Here is an 18627-nt window from a genome sequence, read left to right as displayed (position 1 = left end):
ACTGCATCCCTTCGTCACTGCCATTGCGGGAGAAGGTGCGATCAGGGTCACACTCCCGGCTCTTGGTCAGCGATTGAAAGGTGAATGAAAGGTTGTTGTTTTAACAATTCCGCATCACTTCGTCTATCGACGGAGTCACACCCAGGAAAAACAACGACAAGATGGAGCACACAACCATGAAGCAACGCACACGTCATGCCCTCGCCCTGCTGACCCTGCTCGGCGCCCTGCCACTGCAGGCGGCCGAAAGTGCCACGACCCCGAGCCGTACCGAATGTATCGCACCGGCCAAACCGGGCGGTGGTTTCGATCTCACCTGCAAGTTGCTGCAGGTGAGCCTGCAGGAGACCGGCACCATCGACAAGCCGATGCGGGTCACCTACATGCCGGGCGGGGTCGGCGCCGTGGCCTACAACGCCATCGTGGCCCAGCGCCCTGCCGAGGCGGGCACCGTGGTCGCCTTCTCCGGTGGCTCCCTGCTCAACCTCTCACAGGGGAAATTTGGCCGCTACGGGGTGGACGATGTGCGCTGGCTGGCGGCGGTGGGGACCGATTACGGCATGATCGCGGTGCGCCACGATGCCCCCTATCAGAACCTCAAGGAGCTGGTGAGCGCCATGGAGCGCGATCCCAATAGCGTGGTGATCGGCGCGGGTGCCTCCATCGGCAGTCAGGACTGGATGAAGACGGCGCTGCTGGCCAAACAGGCCGGGGTTGACCCGCACAAGATGCGCTACGTCGCCTTTGAAGGGGGTGGCGAGCCGGTCACCGCGCTGCTTGGCAACCATGTGCAGGCGGTCTCCGGCGATCTGAGCGAGATGGTGCCCTATATCGGCGGCGACAAACTGCGGGTGCTGGCGGTGTTCTCTGCCGAGCGGCTGCCCGGCAAGCTGGCCACCATCCCCACCGCCAAGGAGCAGGGTTATGACCTGGTGTGGCCGGTGATCCGTGGCTTCTATGTCGGCCCCAAGGTGAGCGACAGCGAATACCAGTGGTGGAAGCAGACCTTCGATCAGTTGGTGAAGACCGACACCTTCAAGGCGCAGCGGGATCTGCGCGGCCTGTTCGAGTTTGACCTCACCGGCGAGGCCCTCGACAGCTACGTCAAGGAGCAGGTAGCGCAATATCGCGAGCAGGCCAAAGCCTTCGGTCTGGCCAAATAGGAGCCGCAGCCATGAGCGATCGCATCTTCGCCGCCATCTGGCTGCTGCTCTGTCTGGCGGGGGCCTCCCTCGCCTGGCAGTACCAGAGCGAATACAGCTATGAGCCGCTGGGGCCGCGCCCCTTCCCGCTCGGCATCATCGGCCTGATGGCGCTGTGCGCCCTGTTGCTGCTGCGCCGCCAGCCGGACACCGTTACCTGGCCGCCGCTGCGTACCCTGCGCCACCTCGCCATCATGGTGGTGGCGCTGGCCGGGTACGGTGCCAGCTTCGAGTGGCTGGGCTTTCCGCTGGCCACCACCCTGCTCACCTTTGTTCTGGGGCGCCTGTTTGGCGCCTCTGCCAAAGCCGCCCTGCTCTCCGGCGTTGTCGGCGGTCTGGTGCTCTATCTCGCCTTCGACCGGCTGCTGGATGTCACCCTGCCCCTCGGCGTCTGGTTCTCTTAAGGAGTCAATATGGATACCTGGATGTACCTATCCCAGGGCTTTGCGGTGGCACTCACCCCGGAGAATCTGGTGATTGCCCTGATCGGCTGCTTTGTCGGCACCGTAGTCGGCCTGCTGCCGGGCCTTGGCCCCATCAACGGGGTCGCCATCCTGTTGCCGCTGGCTTTTGCCCTGAAACTGCCCCCCGAATCGGCGCTCATTCTGCTCGCCACCGTCTATATCGGTTGTGAGTATGGCGGGCGGATCTCCTCGATCCTGCTCAACGTGCCGGGGGATGCCGCCGCCATCATGACCGCGCTGGATGGCTACCCCATGGCCCAGCAGGGCAAGGCGGGAGTGGCCCTCTCCATCTCGGCGGTCAGCTCCTTTGTCGGCTCCATGCTCGCCATCGGCGGGATCATTCTGTTCGCCCCGGCGCTGGCGCGCTGGTCACTGGCCTTCGGCCCGGCGGAGTATTTCGCCCTGATGGTGTTCGCCATCGCCTGCCTTGGCAGCATGATAAGCCAGAACCCGCTCAAGTCCTTTATGGCGGCGCTGATTGGGCTGGGACTCGCCACCGTCGGGGTGGATGCCAACACCGGCGTCTATCGCTTCACCTTCGACAGCGTTCACCTCTCGGACGGTGTGCAGTTTATCGTGGTGGTGATCGGCCTCTTCTCGGTGAGCGAGATCCTGCTGATGCTGGAGCACACCAGTGGCGGCGGCAAGCTGGTGCGCACCACCGGACGGATGCTGTTCAACTTCAAGGAGCTGGTCCATTGCACCGGCACCATGCTGCGCTCCTCCACCATCGGCTTCTTCGTCGGCATTCTGCCCGGCGCCGGTGCCACCATCGCCAGTGCCATCACCTACATGACCGAGAAGCGCCTGGCGGGGCCCAAGGCCAAATTCGGCGAAGGGGACATTCGCGGCGTGGCCGCGCCGGAGGCGGCCAACAACGCCTCAGCCTGTGGCTCCTTTATCCCCATGCTGACCCTGGGGGTGCCGGGTTCGGGCACCACGGCGGTGATGATGGGGGCACTGACCCTCTACAACATCACTCCGGGCCCCACCATGTTCACCGAACAGCCCGATGTGGTGTGGGGACTGATCGCCGCCCTCTTGCTGGCCAACGTCATGCTGCTGGTGATGAACATCCCCATGGTGGGGCTCTTTACCCGCATGCTCTCCATCCCGCTCTGGTTTTTGGTGCCCGCCATCGCCAGCGTCTCGGCAGTGGGAGTCTATGCGGTGCACAGCACCACCTTCGACCTGTTGCTGATGGTGGCCCTCGGGGTCTTTGGCTACCTGCTGCGCAAGATGCACTTCCCCATGTCACCGCTCATTCTGGGCTTCGTGCTGGGTGAAATGCTGGAGCAGAACCTGCGCCGCGCCCTCTCCATTAGCAATGGCGATACCACCATCCTGTGGAGCAGCGGCATCAGCCAGACCCTGCTGGTGCTGGCCATCGTTGTAATCGCCCTGCCCCCGCTGGTACGCCTGCTGCGCCGCCGCAAAGCCGATCCGCTGATCCCGGACGCCCGCCCGGAACAGGGGGCCTGATCCGATAAGAAAGATGACGGGATATATTGATATAAAAGGGCGAGATCTGAACGATCTCGCCCTTTTTAACAGACCGCATCCATCTGTCACTAACGGTATAAAAACATCCAATATATCAACGCTAATCGCCCCGCGTTCTCTGACACCTCAAGAGTCTCAAACTGACGTCATTCAGCAGGTCTTATGAGCAAGCCGCTACGTGACAAAGTGTATGGAGATGGTATTCACCTGACAGTTGCCCACAAAAGGGAGTGGTCATACGGCTTCAAACCGGATAACAAAACGGTACCCCTACCGTGTTATCCGGAGTCACCATATGACCACCAACGAGAAAGTAGCACGTCGCAAACTCAGCCTGCTAGAGCTCGCCAAAGAGCTCAATAACGTCAGCAAAGCCTGCAAGCTCATCGGCTACAGCCGTCAGCAGTTCTACGAAATTCGCCGTAATTACCAGACCTATGGCGCCGAGGGCTTGCTTGACAAATTGCCTGGCTGTAAAGGGGCTAATCCCAACCGGGTTGCGCCCGAGATTGAACAGGCCATCCTTGATTACTCCCTCACCAGACCAACTCATGGCCCACTGCGGGTAGCACAAGAACTGGCCCTGCAAGGTATCAACGTCAGTGCCGGTGGAGTACGTGGCGTGTGGCAACGCCACGATTTGCTCTCTAAACACGACCGCTTTTTGCGCCTTGAGAAAACTCACCGTGAGCAGACCATTGAGCTCAATGACGAACAAATTCGCCTGTTAGAACGCTTCAGCCCCGAGTTTCGCGAACGCCAGATTGAGGTTCACTACACCGGGGAACTGGTGGCGGTCGACACCTTCTTCGTCGGCGCGCTCAAGGGGGTTGGTAAGGTGCATCTGCAAACCGTGCTGGACTGCTATAGCCGCCACGCCAGGGGGCGGCTCTACACCAGCAAGCTGCCGGTGACCTCGGTTCATGTGCTCAATGAAACGGTGCTGCCGTTTTTCGAGGCCCACGAGGCGCGGGTCTATACCATCCTGTTGGACAACGGGCGCGAGTTCTGTGGGCGTCCTGACCACCATCCCTACGAGCTGTTCCTGCAACTGGAGGGGATTGAGCACCGGACAACCAAGGTACGCAGGCCATAGAGCAACAGCTTTATCGAGCGGCTACATCGAACCTTGCTGGATGAACACTTCCGTATCAAGGGGAGGACAACCTGGTATGAGTCGGTAGAACAGATGCAGACAGACCTGGAAGCTACCTAGAGCACTACAACACCCAGCGGCCACATCAGGGCAGGATGATGGAGGGTCAAACCCCCTATACCATGTTCAAGAAGGGGCTGAAATTGATACCGAAGGAAGTGCACACTAAAGTAGCGTAAACAAGACACCGGTTTGAGGCCGGTGTCAGGTGATAACTAGATCTGTACACCGATCAGGGCTACACCAATCGCCTGCAACTCGAAGTGAAACTGGCAGAACTGCCGGAGTGATATCTGGATGCGAGAAGGGCCCCACAATGTGGGGCCCTTCTCATTCTGCCTGACAGCGCACTGAGACATGGCCAAGGAAAGGCGCCGCATGAAGTGCGCCATCAGGCAGAGCGGCATCATACAAGAAGACCGTACCACTACCCATGAGAAGAAGAGGTAAGCCCCTCAAAAAAACGCTGTCGCCACTTTGGCGCCATTTAGGCAAAAGAAAAAGGCCACTATTTCTAGCGGCCTTTCGTAACTCTTTGATTTTAATGGTGCCCGAGGCCGGAATCGAACCGGCACGACGCGAACGTCGAGGGATTTTAAATCCCTTGTGTCTACCGATTTCACCACTCGGGCACCGCAATCGGTATCAAGCTCGCGTGGCGGGCTTGTCAATATGGAGGCACGTTCCGGAGTCGAACCGGACTAAACGGATTTGCAATCCGCTGCATAACCGCTTTGCTAACGCGCCATGCAAAAGAGAGTTGGCTCTCGATTGTCTGAATTTGGAGCGGGAAACGAGACTCGAACTCGCGACCCCGACCTTGGCAAGGTCGTGCTCTACCAACTGAGCTATTCCCGCATTGGTCTGGCTGACTGCCTGACTACGAGGACGCATTCTAGCGATGTTCCTCGCCCAGTCAACCAGAAATATTTAATTACCTGATCGTTCGGTTTTTTGCCCTTTTTGAACAGTTTTAGCGCCTTTGGACGTTTCCTGCCTCAAATCAGTGGAAACATCACCTTGCGGCGCAAGTGACTCACAGGTTGGCGTGGTGGGTCAAATCGCCCCAGGCTGCCTTCATGTACTGGAACATCGACCAGAAGGTGAGCACGGTGGCGACATAGAGCATCACATAGGCGAGCCACACCATCCAGACGTTGTATTGCCAAATCAGACCGGTCAGCGACACCATCTGGATCATGGTCTTCCACTTGCCAATCCAGCTGACCGCCACCGAGGAGCGTTTGCCGAGCTCAGCCATCCACTCACGCAGGGCGGAGATGATGATCTCGCGGCCAATCATGGTCATGGCGGGGATGGTCACCCAAATGGTGTTGTAGTGTTCAACGATGACTACCAGTGCGGCGGCAACCATGATCTTGTCGGCAACCGGGTCAAGGAAGGCGCCAAAGGCGGTGGACTGATTGAGCTTGCGAGCCAGATAGCCATCAAACCAGTCGGTGGCAGCGGCCAGAATAAAGATGATGGCGGCAGCCAGATAGGACCATTGATAAGGCAGATAGAACAGGATGACGAAGACGGGAATGAGCAAAATCCGGAAAAACGTCAACAGGTTAGGTATATTTGTCATTATTTTCAGCCACTTCTTGTACGTCGCTACATAGTGCGCCAAAGCCGATTTGCGATGCAACCGCACTGGCGCCCGTCTTGGTCTTTTTAATCCATCAATCTTCTCAAAATGCGAGGGCCATTATGGCATTTACGGCCCCCCCGCGTCACGGCTCTTGTGCATCAAGGAGTTAGCGATTTTGCCATGCGGCTAACCCAGCTCAGGCGCTGTGCAAGCCATCGTGGATGGCCTGGGCCAGCTCCTGGCTGATGCCGGGTACCTTGGCCAGTTCATCCACGCTCGCCTTTTTGACCTCCTGCAGGCCGCCCAGATATTTGAGCAGCGCCTGTCGCCGCTTTGGCCCCACCCCCGGAATATCCTCCAGACTGCTGCTGGTGCGGGCCTTGGCCCGTCTGGCACGGTGGCCGGTAATGGCAAAACGGTGGGATTCATCGCGAATATGCTGAATCAGGTGCAAAGCGGGCATATCTGCCGGTAAATGCAACTCTTCGTGACTCTCCCCCATGATGAGCGTTTCCAACCCTGCCTTGCGAGTCACCCCCTTGGCAATCCCCACCAGCAGCGGATATTTGCCGCCGAGGAACTCCAGCTGACGGGCCAGGATCTCTTCGGCGCGGCGCAACTGGCCGAGGCCACCGTCGATAAACAGCACGTCCGGCACCTTGTCCGGCTCCTGCTGCTTGCCAAAGCGGCGCTCCAGCGCCTGCTCCATCGCTGCGTAGTCATCACCGCCGGTGATACCGTCGATATTAAAACGACGATATTCCGATGAGAGCGGCCCCTCCCGGTTGAACACCACGCAAGAGGCCACGGTGCGCTCCCCCATGGTGTGGGAGATATCGAAACACTCCATGCGAGCGATGGGGCGCTCAAGCTCCAGCAGCTCTTCCAGCTGGTCGTAGCGAGCGGTGATGGTGCTCTTGTGAGCCAGCCGCGAGCGTAGCGCCGTCTCGGCATTGATGGAGGCAAGCTTGATAAAACGGGCCCGCTCGGCGCGGGTACGGCTCACCACCCGCACCTTGTAGCCTGCTGTCTGGCTCAGGGTCTCGGCGATGACGCTTTCATCTTCGAGAGCCACATCGAGCAGCACCTCGCTCGGGATCTGCCGCCCCCCCTGCCCCGACAGATAGAACTGCAGCAGGAAGGATTGCACCACCTCGTCGAGCTGGGTATCGGCCGGCACTTTCGGGAAGTAGCTGCGCGAGCCCAGCACCTTGCCCTGACGAATAAAGAGCACGTGGATGCAAGCAGCACCTTGCTGGAAGGCGACCCCCACCACATCCAGCTCGTCCAGCACGTTGCCGCTCACCGACTGCTGTTCGGTGACCCGCCGCAGCGCCAGGATCTGATCCCGATAGCGGGCTGCCTCTTCAAAGCGCAGATCGCCGCTGGCAGACTCCATCTTGCCCACCAGCTCGCCAATCACCTGCTGGTTCTTGCCTGCCAGAAACAGTTTGGCCAGCTCCACCTGCTGGGCATATTCGGCCTCGCTCACCAACCCGGGTACGCAAGGGCCGGCGCAACGCTTGAGCTGATAGAGCAGGCAGGGACGGGTGCGGTTGGCATAGACCGCATCCTCGCACTGGCGTACCGGAAATATTTTCTGCATCAGATGCAAACTCTCGCGCACCGCGCCGCCAGAGGGGTATGGGCCGAAGTACTCTCCTTTGATCTTGCGGGCACCGCGATGCACGCCGATGCGCGGATGCTGGTGCGCGGTGATGATGATCCAGGGGTAGGATTTGTCATCCCGCAGCAGCACGTTGTAACGGGGTTGGTACTGCTTGATGAGATTGTGCTCGAGGATCAGCGCCTCGGTCTCGGTGTGGGTGACGGTGACCTGGATATCGGCGATCTGGCGCACCAGGGTGCGGGTCTTGATGCTGTCGACGTTGGTGCGAAAGTAGGAGGCGAGCCGCTTTTTCAGATCCTTGGCCTTGCCCACATAGATCACGGTGCCACCGCTGTCATACATGCGGTAAACGCCGCTCTGATGGGTGACGGCGCTCAGAAACGCCTTGCTGTCGAAGAGAGGTTCGGGAGAGAGGGTCATCAGCTACTCGGCTCACACAAAGGCAAAAATTGACGGGCAGAGCATACTGCCCCCGCCGCCTGAAAAGCAAAAGGGCAGAAAAGCAAAAAGGCGGCACGCGCCGCCTTTGTGACCACACGCCACCCGATTAGAGGGTATCGGCATCCAGCATGCCATAGCGAATGGCCAGATGGGTCAGTTCCACGTCACCGTTGATCCCCAGCTTGCTGAACAGACGATAGCGGTAGCTGTTGACCGTCTTCGGGCTCAGGTTGAGCTGCTCGGAGATATCAGTCACCTTCTGCCCCTTGGTGATCATCATCATGATCTGCAGCTCGCGCTCGGAGAGGGACTTGAAGGGATTCTCGTCAGCGGAGGCAAACTGGCTGAGGGCCATCTGCTGGGCAATCTCCGGGGAGATGTAGCGCTGACCGGAGTGCACCAACCGGATCGCCTGGATCATCTCGTCAGGGGCAGCCCCCTTGGTCAGGTAACCGGCGGCGCCGGCCTGCATCACCTTGGTGGGGAACGGATTTTCTGAATGAATGGTCAGCACTATGATGCGCACATCGGGGCGGATCCGCAGAATTTTGCGGGTCGCTTCCAGACCACCAATACCCGGCATGTTCATGTCCATCAGGATCACGTCCGGATGGTGTTGGCGACAGAATGTAACTGCGGTCTCGCCGCTCTGTGCTTCACCCACCACCTTGATCCCGCGCACATCTTCAAGAATGCGTCTTATCCCTGTACGCACCAGCTCATGATCATCGACCAGGAATACATTTATCACCCAAACACCCCGTTTTATCTCGTTTTAGCCGCCCGGTTAGGGTTAACAGGGCGTCTTGCATCATAACCAAACTCGTCGCTTTGGCAAACCATGCACGCCAAAAGTTTGAGAAAACCCATGTTTAGCGTTTAAAATCAAATAATTATATAAATTTTCAAAACAAAAAACGGTGCCTTGCGACACCGTTTTTCATGACGTTAGTGCTGTGGCCATCACTTGGCCAAAAAGGTGCGCACCTTCTCCAGATCGGCCTGGGTATCCACCCCGACCGGCGGCGCTTCGAGCGCCTGGGCGACGTGGATCTTCTCCCCGTACCAGAGCACCCGCAGCTGCTCCAGCGCCTCGACCTGCTCCAGCACGCTCGGTGCCCAGTCTACGTAACGCTGGATAAAGCCGGCGCGATAGGCATAGATACCGATATGACGCTGGTAGTGGTCACCAATCTGTTCGTGGCTCCCAGAAATGCGGTCACTGGCAGCAAAGCGATCCCGATCCCAGGGAATGCTGGCGCGACTGAAGTAGAGGGCGTAGCCATCCTTATCAGTCACCACTTTCACTGCGTTCGGATTGAACGCCTCTTCGGCATCCTTGATCGGCACCGACAGGGTCGCCATCGGCGCCGTAGCGGCGGCCAGATTGTCCGCCACCTGACGAATAATGGCGGGCGGAATGAGCGGCTCATCCCCCTGCACATTGACGATGATGGTATCGGTAGCAAAACCGTAGTGACGGCACACCTCGGCCAGACGCTCAGTGCCGGACTGGTGATCCGGTGAGGTCATGCACACCTCGACGTCGGTGCTCAGCAGTGCCTGCTGCACCCGCTCGTCATCGGTGGCGACGATCACCCGATCGGCACCCGATTGCAGGGCTTTCTCCACCACGTGCTGCACCATGGGCTTGCCATGGATATCCGCCAGCGGCTTGCCCGGCAGACGGGTTGACGCATAGCGGGCCGGAATGACGACGACGAAACTCATGACGGCAGCTCATCGCTGTTGAGCGGACGGGCACGGTTCTCCAGTAGTACCGGGATCCCCTCTTCCAGCGGATAGGCCAGCTTGTCGAAGCGGCAGACCAACTCATGAACTGCTTTGTTGTAATGCAGCTTACCCTTGCAGACCGGGCAGGCGATGATGTCGAGCAACTTGATGTCCAAAGCCAAAACGATACTCCTTCACGATGTCGCGCTGGCGGCTTCATCACGCCAGCGATGGATGTCGAGCAACCAGATATTCCATACGGGACCGCTATTGGTCCACTTCTCCCCCGCTCAGGCAAGAGAGATTAATCTTGCGCCCTGGTCGCGCCCTTTGCCTTCACCCCCAGCTTGTGCAGCAGGGCATCGAGCAGGGAAGCGGGCAACTCGGCGCTGACCGGCAGATACCACCAGTTTGCGAGGGCAAACGGACGACACTTGACCGCATCCTTCTCGGTCATCAGCAGCGGCTTGCTGGCAAAGCGGCCAACCAGCTCATCCCGATCGAAGGGGTGATGATCGCCGTAGGCGGCCTGCTGATCCAGCGGGTAGCCGAGCCCTTCCAGGGTGGCAAAGAAGCGGGGAGGATGACCGATCCCCGCCAGCGCATCGACCGGCCCCGACAAGGGGGCAGCCAGCGGGGCATCGTCGCATACCCGACGCGGCGCATCGGCGACCAGTTGCATGGGGTACTCCCCCTTGCCCGGCTCGCCGCCGTTGCAGATGATGGCGTCCACCCGTTTGAGGCGAGTGACCGGCTCGCGCAGCGGCCCCATCGGCAGCAAGCAGGCGTTGCCGAAACGGCGCATCCCATCTACCACCACCAACTCGATGTCGCGGGCCAGCGCATAGTGCTGCAGACCATCGTCGGTGATGATGATATCCACCTCACCGCTCTGCTCCAGCAGTCGTACCGCGTCGGCACGTTTCGGAGCAACCACCACGGGGCAGCCGCAGCGCCGGGCAATCAGCACCGGCTAATCCCCCGCCAGCGCCGTGGTGCTGGTTTCATCCAGACGATAGGGGTAATGGGGCGCCTTGCCACCATAACCACGGCTCACCACCCCGGGGCGATAGCCGCGGGCTTGCAACTGCTCCACCAGCCAGACCACCACCGGCGTCTTGCCGTTGCCCCCCACCGAAATATTGCCCACCACGATCACCGGCAAGGAGGCGCGATACCCCTTGCGCCAGCCGTGACGATAGGCGTAGCGGCGGGTGCCGCTGATGATGGCAAACAGCAGGGCAAAGGGGGCCAGCAACCAGCGCCAGCCACTTTTGCGATACCAGAGCCGTTCCAGCATCAGGCCTTGCTTCCCGCGTTGCCAAACTGAATGGCTCGCAGCTGGGCATAGGTGCCACGCTGCTCCATCAATGCTTCGTGGTTACCGCGCTCGACGATATGACCTTCGTCGATCACCAGGATCTCGTCCGCCTTCTCGATGGTGGAGAGACGATGGGCGATCACCAGCGAGGTACGCGCCTTGCAAAGCTCATCGATAGCCGCCTGAATGTGGCGCTCGGATTCGGTATCGAGGGCCGAAGTGGCCTCATCCAGCAGCAGAACCGGCGCATCGCGCAGCAAAGCGCGGGCGATGGCCACACGCTGGCGCTGACCACCGGAGAGGGATGCACCGTTCTCGCCAACCACAGTGTCATACCCGTTGCTCATCTTGCTGACGAACTCGTCGGCGTGAGCGATACGGGCGGCCTGCACGATCTGGTCGCGGCTGTATTTGTCTTCTGCGGCGTAGGCGATGTTGTTGGCCACCGAGTCATTGAACAGGTGAACATGCTGGGAGACCAGCGCGTACTGCTTGCGCAGCTCGCTCAACTTGTATTCGCGGATGTTGATGCCGTCCAGCAGGATCTCGCCCTGATCGATGTCGTAGAAGCGGGTCAACAGGCTGGCAATGGTACTCTTGCCAGAGCCGGAACGGCCCACCAGCGCCACCGATTTACCCGCCTCCACCTTGAAGCTGACGTTGTGCAGCGCCGGGGTGTCCTTGGTCGGGTAGGTGAAGGTGACGTTGCGAAACTCGATCTCGCCGCGAGCACGCTCCAGAGTGCGGGTGCCGATATCCTGCTCCGGCTCGCTGTCGAGCAGGCCAAACAGGCTATGGCAGGCGGTGATGGCGCGCTGGAACTGGTTGTTGACGTCGGTCAGGCTTTTCAGCGGCTTGAGCAGCATCATCATGGAGGTGATCATGACGGTAAACGTACCGGCAGTCAGCTCGCTGCGCACACTGTCGATGGTGGCTACATAGAGGAAGGCAGCCAGCGCGATGGAGGCCACCATCTGCACCACAGGACTGCCGATGGCATCGGCGGCGACCATCTTCATGGTTTGCTGGCGCATGTTGTTGCTGACCTGGAAGAAGCGTTTCTCTTCCACCTTCTGGCCACCAAACATCAGCACCTCTTTGTGCCCTTTGAGCATCTGCTCGGTGGAGGTGGTGATATCCCCTACCGCCTGCTGGATGTGACGGCTGATCTGGCGGAAACGACGGCTGATAAGGCCGATGATGACCCCCACCAGCGGGCCAACCACCAAAAAGATCACCGACAGCTGCCAGGAGTGCCAGAACATCAGGCCGAGCAGGCCGACCACGGTCGCCCCTTCCCGCACCAGGGTCACCAGCGTGGTGCTCGCCGCCGAGGATACCTGACTGGCGTCATAGGTCACCTTGGAGAGCAGATGACCGGTGTTCTGACGGTCAAAGAAGCTCATCGGCATCGCCACCATGTGATTGAACACCTGCTGTTGCAGACGCATCACGACGTGGTTGCCAACCCAGGCCATGCAGTAGTTGGAGAGAAAGTTGGCGACACCGCGCAGGGCCACGATGCCGAGGACGAAGAAAGGCATCCATTTCAAAACGGTGCTGTCGTTGCCATTGATGCCCTGATCGATCAGCGGCTTGATGGAGTAGACAAAGGTGGTATCCACGGCGGCATAGCCCAGCATCCCGATGATGCCACCGACCAGGCCCAGCTTGCGATCACGGACATAACCGAGCAGGCGTTTGAATACTGGCCAGCTCTCTTGTGAGGTTTCTTGTTGCATGAATAGCCGTTAGTAATGGAAATGACGGGCTATTCTAGCCAAAGCGCAGGCTTACACCAAGCGCCGCCACCTATATCGCATTCCTCCACGGCAGAAATGGCGGATTATTGCTCAAACCACACTCGCGGTCGCCACCACTCACCACTGCGCCGGTACCAGGGCCCCAGATCTCGCTCGGCGGTGACGCTCAAGCCCGCTGCGGTGGGTTCGACCAGCATCGCCCCTTGCTGACCGGTGATCCACTGGCGGGCATCCCGATAGCGGGCCACTACATCGGGACGGGGAAAGCCCCACTGATTCATAAAACCGGCGCTGTGGATCACCTCCTTTGCCACCACCGCCGCGACAAACGGGGGCGTGGAGGAGGTGCGACTGCCATGATGGGGGCTCACCAGCAAGGTGCTGGCCAACCCCTCCCCCTCCAGCGCCACCAGTCTCAGCTCTGCCTGCCGTTCGATATCGGCACTCAGCAATATGCTGCGCTGCCCATCGCTGATGCGCACCACGCAGCCATCGTTATTGCGCCCGCCACCGGGATGTTCTGGCCAGAGCACTGCAAACGAGAGCCCCTGCCAACGCCACTGTTGCCCACGCTGGCAGAGCGTCGTTCTCTCACTAAAAGGGTAAGAGGAGAGCTCGTAGCGCACCGGCATGGCGCTGAGCAGTCGCTTGCGATTGCCGGCATGGTCCCGATCCTTGTGGCTGATGATGAGGCGATCGATGACCCGGATCCCCAGATGGCTTAGCTGAGGCAGGATCACAGCGTCCGCCATGTTGTAGCCTCCGGGATAGCGATCACCGGTGTCATAGAGGATGGCTCGCTCCCCCTTGCTGATCAGCACCGCCAGCCCCTGCCCCACGTCCAGCACCCGCAGTTGCCAGCGGGCAGGCGTTGGCCAGAGCGTGAGCAACAGCGCACACATCCCCGGCAGCCAGAGCCAGCGTGCCGGGCGCCACTGCGCGGCGACCCCGAGCAGCAACAGCAGGGTGCAGAGCGGCAGCCACCAGCCGGGCAGTGACCACCACAGTTGCAGTTGATCGGCCAGCCAGGTCAGAATCGTCAGCACCCACCCGAGCCCCAGATCCGCCAGCCAGAACAGGACATAGGCAAGCGAGGTGGATAGCGGCGCCAGCAGCACACCGATCAGGGCCAGCGGGATGATGGCGATACAAAAGAGCGGCACAGCCAACAGGTTGATCACCATGGCAAGGGGCGCTATCCCCTCGAACAACGCCAGTTGCAGCGGCAGCAGACCGAGTAGCAGCCAGAGCTGGATCTGCCAGAGCCCCGGCTTGTCGTGGACATATCCCACCAGCAGCAAGATGGCCACCGCCAGAAACGAGAGCCAGAAGCCGGCCGAATAGAGGGCGAAGGGATCCCAGAGGGTCAATACCACAAAGGCCCACAGCCAGATGCGCCAGGCCGGCCACTCTCGCCGGCTCCAGCGCAATACACTCCACACCAGCACCATGATCAGAGCCCGTTCGGTGGCCACAGCAAACCCGGCCAACGCGCTGTAGACGGCGGCAAACAGCAGGGAGGTGATGATGGCGCCACGCAGGCCAAACAACCTGCCCAGCCACCACCCGAGCACCGCCACCAGCGCAATGTGCTGCCCAGAAATGGCGATGATGTGAGTCAGGCCGCTACCGCGAAACAGCTCCCACTGGGCATCCGTGATGCCACTCTGCTCGCCAAAAGTGAGCGCCGCCAGCAAGGGAGCATGGCCAAGAGTGCGCCAACTCTCGGTCGCCGCGCCCAACCAGCGTTCGCGCCACCCCACAGGTGCCTGTTGAATATCTATCACCCGACGCAAATTGCCGGTGGCGGTGACCCCCTTGCCCAGCAGCAGACGCCGCCCATCCAGCCCCGCCTCGTTGGCCAGACCGTGAGCCGGTTTCAACGAGGTCACCAGGGTGATCCGGCTGCCCACTGTCATGGCGGGTAATGCCTGATAGGCATTGACCCGGATCAGGGGCTCAGGTGTCACCGGTTGCTCGTCGAGGGTGCTCACCCGCAGCAGCAGCCGGACAAATTTATCCCCCTCGGGCTCTGCACTTTGCAGCTGTGCGGTTATCATGTGGCTCGTCTGATCGCCCAACCGCTCCAGCCAGGCCAGCCGATAGGCAAGATTGGCCTGCATCCAGAGGATGCCGAGCAGAAGAAACAGCCACCGCCAGGCACGGCAATATGCAAGGGGGATCAGCAGGGACAGCAACAGGCCCCCCCATGCGAGTGAAGGTAACCATGGCCAGAGCAGTGAGGAGCTTGCCCCCAGGGCAAACGACAACAGACGCAGATCCATGGAGCAAGTATTTAGCAAGGTTTCAATATGCCCAAACGACTCATTAAACGCTGGATGCCCGATCAGCAAACCCTGAAAGAACACAAGCACCTGCGGCTGTTCGGCAAACTGCTGCTCGATGCCAACCTCTGGCACCTCAACCGCCGCTCGGCCGCAGGGGCATTTGCGGTGGGCCTCTTCATGGCCTGGGTGCCGCTCCCCTGCCAGATGCTGCTGGCCGCCGGTGGCGCCATCCTGTGCCGGGTCAATCTGCCGCTCTCGGTGGCGCTGGTCTGGCTCTCCAACCCCTTTACCATGCCGCCCCTGCTCTATGGCGCCTATCTGGTGGGTTGCCAGCTCATGGGACATTCAGCGCAGCAGATAGAGATTGAATTCACCTGGGACTGGCTGGTCTCGGTACTGGGCACAGTGGCACCGCCGCTGTTGCTGGGCTCGCTGATCCTGGCCCTGCTCAGTTCCCTTATCGGCTACACCCTGATCCGCACCTTCTGGCGGATCAGCACGGTGCGCCAGTGGCAAAAACGCAAGATGGCCCGCCCATGCTGAGTCGCTGGTTTGCCCGCTTCAAGCTAGATCCCGACACCCTGCGCCAGCAGAAGTGGTTTGCCCTGTTTGGTGAACGGCTGCTTGCCCCCGCCCTCTGGCAAGGGGGCACCCGCGCCCTGAGCGGCGCCGTAGCGGCCGGGATCTTCGCCTGCTGGTTCCCCATCCCGATGCACTCGCTCATCGCAGTCGGTCTGGCGCTGGCATTCAGCCTCAACCTGCCACTGGCGCTGCTGGCGGTCTGGTTCAACAATCCGCTGACCCTGCCGTTCATGTACCTCTACGCCTATCGCACCGGTTGTCTGGTACTGCACCAGACACCGGAGCCTTTCCACCTCAGCTGGACCCTCCACTGGCTGGAGCAGGAGGCGGCAACTCTTGTTCCCCCATTCCTGCTCGGCAGCCTGCTGCTGGCGGTACTCACCGCCCTGAGCGGCGGCGCCCTGACCGCGCTGCTGTTGCAACTGCGCAAACTGTGGCAAGGTGCCCGCCACCAGTGAGTCCCCCTTCCCATTGTTTGACGATCAGCCGTTGGCGATCAAAAAAGCCCGTCACCAGGTGACGGGCTTTTTCATGGCATAGTGCCAGAGCACAAGGCGATGCGATTACAGCACCTTGGCGATCGCCTCGCACAGAGGATCGATATTGGCGCGGGTAATACCGGCTACGCTGATCCGGCCTGAGCCGACGATATAGATGGCAAATTCGCTCTTGAGGCGCTCCACCTGATCCTTGGTGAGACCGGAGAAGGAGAACATGCCGTTCTGCTCGCGGATAAAGCTGAAATCCTGGCTCACGCCGAGGGCAGCCAGCTTCTCTACCAGCAGCTCGCGCATCTCGCGAATCCGTACCCGCATGGCAGCCACTTCTTCGACCCACTCGGCATAGAGAGCCGGATCGCTCACCACGGCGGTGACCACAGCGGCGCCGTGTGACGGCGGGTTGGAGTAGTTGGCACGGATCACGGTCTTGACCTGAGTGAAGGCCACATCGGCGATCTCCTTGGTCGCGCTGACCAGCGTGAAGGCGCCGACCCGCTCGTTATAGAGGCCGAAGTTCTTGGAGAAAGAGCTCGCCACCAGCAGCTCGTCATGGCACTCGGCGAATATGCGCAGACCTTCGGCATCCTCTTCGATACCACGGGCAAAACCCTGATAGGCGAAGTCAAACAGCGGCAACCAGCCGGCAGCAGCACTCTGCTTGGCCAGCGCGCGCCACTGATCGCTAGTGGGGTCGATACCGGTCGGGTTGTGGCAGCAGCCGTGCAGCAGCACCAGCTCACCCGGCTGCACTTCGGCCAGCGAGGCCTGCATGGCGGCAAAGTCGAGCTCCTTGGCGGCGGCGTCGTAGTACTTGTACCACTTGACGGTCAGGCCCGCGGCCTGGAACACGCTGACGTGGTTGGCCCAGGTGGGATCGGAGATCCAGATTGTCTTGGCCAGACCGTTGCGCACCACGAATTCGGCCGCGATACGCAGGGCCCCGGTACCGCCCGGCGCTTGCGCGGTCTTGGCGCGGCCACTGGCAACCAGCGCAGAGTGCTGCCCGAACAGCAGTTGCTGTACGATGCGGCCATATTCGATATTGCCTTCAATACCGAGGTAGTTCTTGGTCTTCTCGTCGGTCAGCAGCTTCTGCTCGGCTTTCTTGACGCAGTGAAGAATGGGGGTGGCACCGGACTCGTCCTTGTAGATCCCTACGCCCAGATTGATCTTGTGGCTGCGAGAGTCAGCGCGGAAGGCTTCGGTCAGGCCCAGGATCGGATCCGCTGGGGCGGCAACAACCTTTTCAAACATGGTATTCCCTGTATTCCGTTGAGTTCGTTGGGTGGCAAAGCGGCTTGATAAACAAAAGCGCTCATCTGGCGAGCGCTTCGTCAACTCTTTATATCACCGCGTTCAATGGGGGAAAACCGCTTTTTGGCTCGCTTTCAGGCCAATTTCAACCAACGGCATGCCACGCTGGCGCCAGCGCACACACCTCGGCCGACAAGCCACCATTTGACTCAACCAAACCGCTACAAACTGCTAACAATGGCTTGGGGATCCGGCTCGGTTCCCAGGGCCGAGCTTCAGTCAAAGGTTGGGCATACGCGCTGAGGATGGGGGCCAGATCACGAGGCAGCCACCAGCTGGCCGGACGACCCAAGCGCTGGGCCAGTGCCTGCAGCCGATCCACCCCGGCAGGGTCGAGGGCGGTGAGATGACTCCACAGCACATTGGGGGGCAAGGCGGCCACCACCTGCTGCAAGGCAAGGGGAGCCGATGGGGGTGCCCACACCAGCAAGGTGCCGGGTTCAAGAGGCAGCTCGGCAAAGGCGCCGACGCTGTCTGTGGTGATCACCCGCTCGATGCTCCCCTCCCCCCACAGGATCTTGCCAAGACCCGCCAGGGTGCGCTCGGGCAGCGCCACCTCCCCCAGCGCCTGCAACCAGGGGGCTGCGTCGATCAGGGTGCCGCCGCTGAAAAAGAGGCTGAACGGCTGGGCGGCGCGCAAGCGCAACAGCTGATCGGCACAGAGCCGGATCCCCTTGTCCTCGAAATCGATCTGCTCGTTGGGGGTGAAGTTCACTTCGCTCTTGCGATAGAGCGCCGCCAGCACCCGTTCGTTGACCTGCTCCCCCAATTGCCAGCCCTGAGCATGCAACCACTCCTCGGGCTCGGGGGGAGCGGTGGCGATCTCGGCCAGCATCAGCTCGCGGGTGAGATAGCGCCGCCCGGCCGGGGTGAGCTCATAGCTGTGGTTGCCGTGGGCAAGCAGCAGCTGGTTATCCTTGAGCAGGCCCACCAGCGGTTGCCACTGACGGCCACGGATCACCACAGGTGAGTGGCTCAGCAACTGCTGCGCCAGCGCCCGCCATTCGGGGTGACTAAAGTCGATCAATTACAATCCATCCCTGTCAGTGCTCAATCGGATAAACAGCCTGAAAAGGTACCGTTACAGGCCGATGACGCCAAGCCTCCCGCGCCAATTACGTGACCTCGCTCCCTG

Annotated in this window: 14 protein-coding genes, 3 tRNA genes and 2 pseudogenes; 6 read left to right on the top strand and 13 right to left on the bottom strand. The window is 60.6% G+C overall.

The window, feature by feature from the left end:
- Positions 1–176: 176 nt before the first annotated feature.
- The 4 genes and pseudogenes from ACTG2J_RS08365 to ACTG2J_RS08350 all read left to right on the top strand — a co-directional run bounded on the left by ACTG2J_RS08365 (position 177) and on the right by ACTG2J_RS08350 (position 4504).
- Positions 177–1163, top strand: a complete 987-nt coding sequence (locus ACTG2J_RS08365) for a Bug family tripartite tricarboxylate transporter substrate binding protein (protein WP_005350924.1) — start codon at positions 177–179, stop codon at positions 1161–1163.
- 11 nt (positions 1164–1174) lie between these two features.
- A complete protein-coding gene (locus tag ACTG2J_RS08360; RefSeq protein ID WP_439988785.1) occupies positions 1175–1606 on the top strand; it encodes a tripartite tricarboxylate transporter TctB family protein in 432 nt (143 codons plus the stop codon).
- Between the two features lie 9 nt (positions 1607–1615).
- Positions 1616–3148: a tripartite tricarboxylate transporter permease gene (locus tag ACTG2J_RS08355; RefSeq protein ID WP_439997379.1), complete on the top strand. Its 1533-nt coding sequence runs from the start codon at positions 1616–1618 to the stop codon at positions 3146–3148.
- 316 nt (positions 3149–3464) lie between these two features.
- Positions 3465–4504, top strand: a pseudogene (locus tag ACTG2J_RS08350) (IS481 family transposase).
- A 366-nt stretch (positions 4505–4870) separates the two neighbouring features.
- Here the strand turns inward: ACTG2J_RS08350 and ACTG2J_RS08345 are convergent.
- From ACTG2J_RS08345 to ACTG2J_RS08295, 11 genes and pseudogenes are all read right to left on the bottom strand, one after another.
- Positions 4871–4957: transfer RNA gene (locus ACTG2J_RS08345), tRNA-Leu, on the bottom strand.
- Between the two features lie 41 nt (positions 4958–4998).
- Positions 4999–5072: transfer RNA gene (locus tag ACTG2J_RS08340), tRNA-Cys, on the bottom strand.
- Positions 5073–5107: 35 nt separating this feature from the next.
- Positions 5108–5183, bottom strand: a tRNA-Gly gene (locus ACTG2J_RS08335).
- 178 nt (positions 5184–5361) lie between these two features.
- Complete coding sequence (gene pgsA, locus ACTG2J_RS08330) at positions 5362–5916, bottom strand: CDP-diacylglycerol--glycerol-3-phosphate 3-phosphatidyltransferase (protein ID WP_031227442.1); 555 nt, start codon at positions 5914–5916, stop codon at positions 5362–5364.
- Between the two features lie 199 nt (positions 5917–6115).
- Entirely contained in the window at positions 6116–7969 is a 1854-nt protein-coding gene (gene uvrC / locus ACTG2J_RS08325) for an excinuclease ABC subunit UvrC (protein ID WP_113738676.1), read from the bottom strand.
- A 127-nt stretch (positions 7970–8096) separates the two neighbouring features.
- Positions 8097–8741 carry a UvrY/SirA/GacA family response regulator transcription factor gene (uvrY, locus tag ACTG2J_RS08320; RefSeq protein WP_005337448.1) on the bottom strand — a complete coding sequence of 215 codons (645 nt, stop codon included), beginning with the start codon at positions 8739–8741 and terminating at the stop codon, positions 8097–8099.
- Between the two features lie 212 nt (positions 8742–8953).
- Positions 8954–9721, bottom strand: coding sequence for a 3-deoxy-manno-octulosonate cytidylyltransferase (kdsB, locus tag ACTG2J_RS08315; RefSeq protein WP_113738677.1), 768 nt, complete (start codon positions 9719–9721; stop codon positions 8954–8956).
- On the bottom strand, positions 9718–9906 hold the full coding sequence (locus ACTG2J_RS08310) for a Trm112 family protein (protein ID WP_005347033.1): 189 nt from the start codon (positions 9904–9906) through the stop codon (positions 9718–9720). Before ACTG2J_RS08310 ends, kdsB begins: the two co-directional genes overlap by 4 nt.
- A 122-nt stretch (positions 9907–10028) precedes the next feature.
- A pseudogene (gene lpxK / locus ACTG2J_RS08305) lies at positions 10029–11024 on the bottom strand (tetraacyldisaccharide 4'-kinase).
- On the bottom strand, positions 11024–12787 hold the full coding sequence (gene msbA / locus ACTG2J_RS08300; RefSeq protein WP_429067301.1) for a lipid A ABC transporter ATP-binding protein/permease MsbA: 1764 nt from the start codon (positions 12785–12787) through the stop codon (positions 11024–11026). Before msbA ends, lpxK begins: the two are co-directional and overlap by 1 nt.
- Before the next feature lie 104 nt (positions 12788–12891).
- Positions 12892–15093, bottom strand: a complete 2202-nt coding sequence (locus ACTG2J_RS08295; RefSeq protein ID WP_421171907.1) for a DNA internalization-related competence protein ComEC/Rec2 — start codon at positions 15091–15093, stop codon at positions 12892–12894.
- Between the two features lie 27 nt (positions 15094–15120).
- Between ACTG2J_RS08295 and ACTG2J_RS08290 the strand changes: the two genes are divergently transcribed.
- Both ACTG2J_RS08290 and ACTG2J_RS08285 read left to right on the top strand, forming a co-directional pair.
- The gene (locus ACTG2J_RS08290; protein WP_139442597.1) at positions 15121–15639 is read left to right on the top strand and encodes a DUF2062 domain-containing protein; all 519 of its coding nucleotides are present in this window, start codon (positions 15121–15123) and stop codon (positions 15637–15639) included.
- Positions 15633–16136: a DUF2062 domain-containing protein gene (locus ACTG2J_RS08285; RefSeq protein WP_005359699.1), complete on the top strand. Its 504-nt coding sequence runs from the start codon at positions 15633–15635 to the stop codon at positions 16134–16136. Before ACTG2J_RS08290 ends, ACTG2J_RS08285 begins: the two co-directional genes overlap by 7 nt.
- Before the next feature lie 105 nt (positions 16137–16241).
- Here ACTG2J_RS08285 and ACTG2J_RS08280 read toward each other — a convergent pair whose 3' ends face one another.
- Both ACTG2J_RS08280 and ACTG2J_RS08275 read right to left on the bottom strand, forming a co-directional pair.
- Positions 16242–17432, bottom strand: a complete 1191-nt coding sequence (locus ACTG2J_RS08280; RefSeq protein WP_439997378.1) for an amino acid aminotransferase — start codon at positions 17430–17432, stop codon at positions 16242–16244.
- Between the two features lie 145 nt (positions 17433–17577).
- On the bottom strand, positions 17578–18519 hold the full coding sequence (locus ACTG2J_RS08275; RefSeq protein ID WP_439997377.1) for a hypothetical protein: 942 nt from the start codon (positions 18517–18519) through the stop codon (positions 17578–17580).
- Positions 18520–18627: the final 108 nt, after the last annotated feature.

The sequence above is a fragment of the Aeromonas sp. 6P genome (genome assembly GCF_051919525.1).
GTDB lineage: Bacteria > Pseudomonadota > Gammaproteobacteria > Enterobacterales > Aeromonadaceae > Aeromonas > Aeromonas veronii.
The sequence above is the reverse complement of the archived record's forward strand: the minus strand, read 5'-3'. Positions and strand labels throughout refer to the sequence as shown.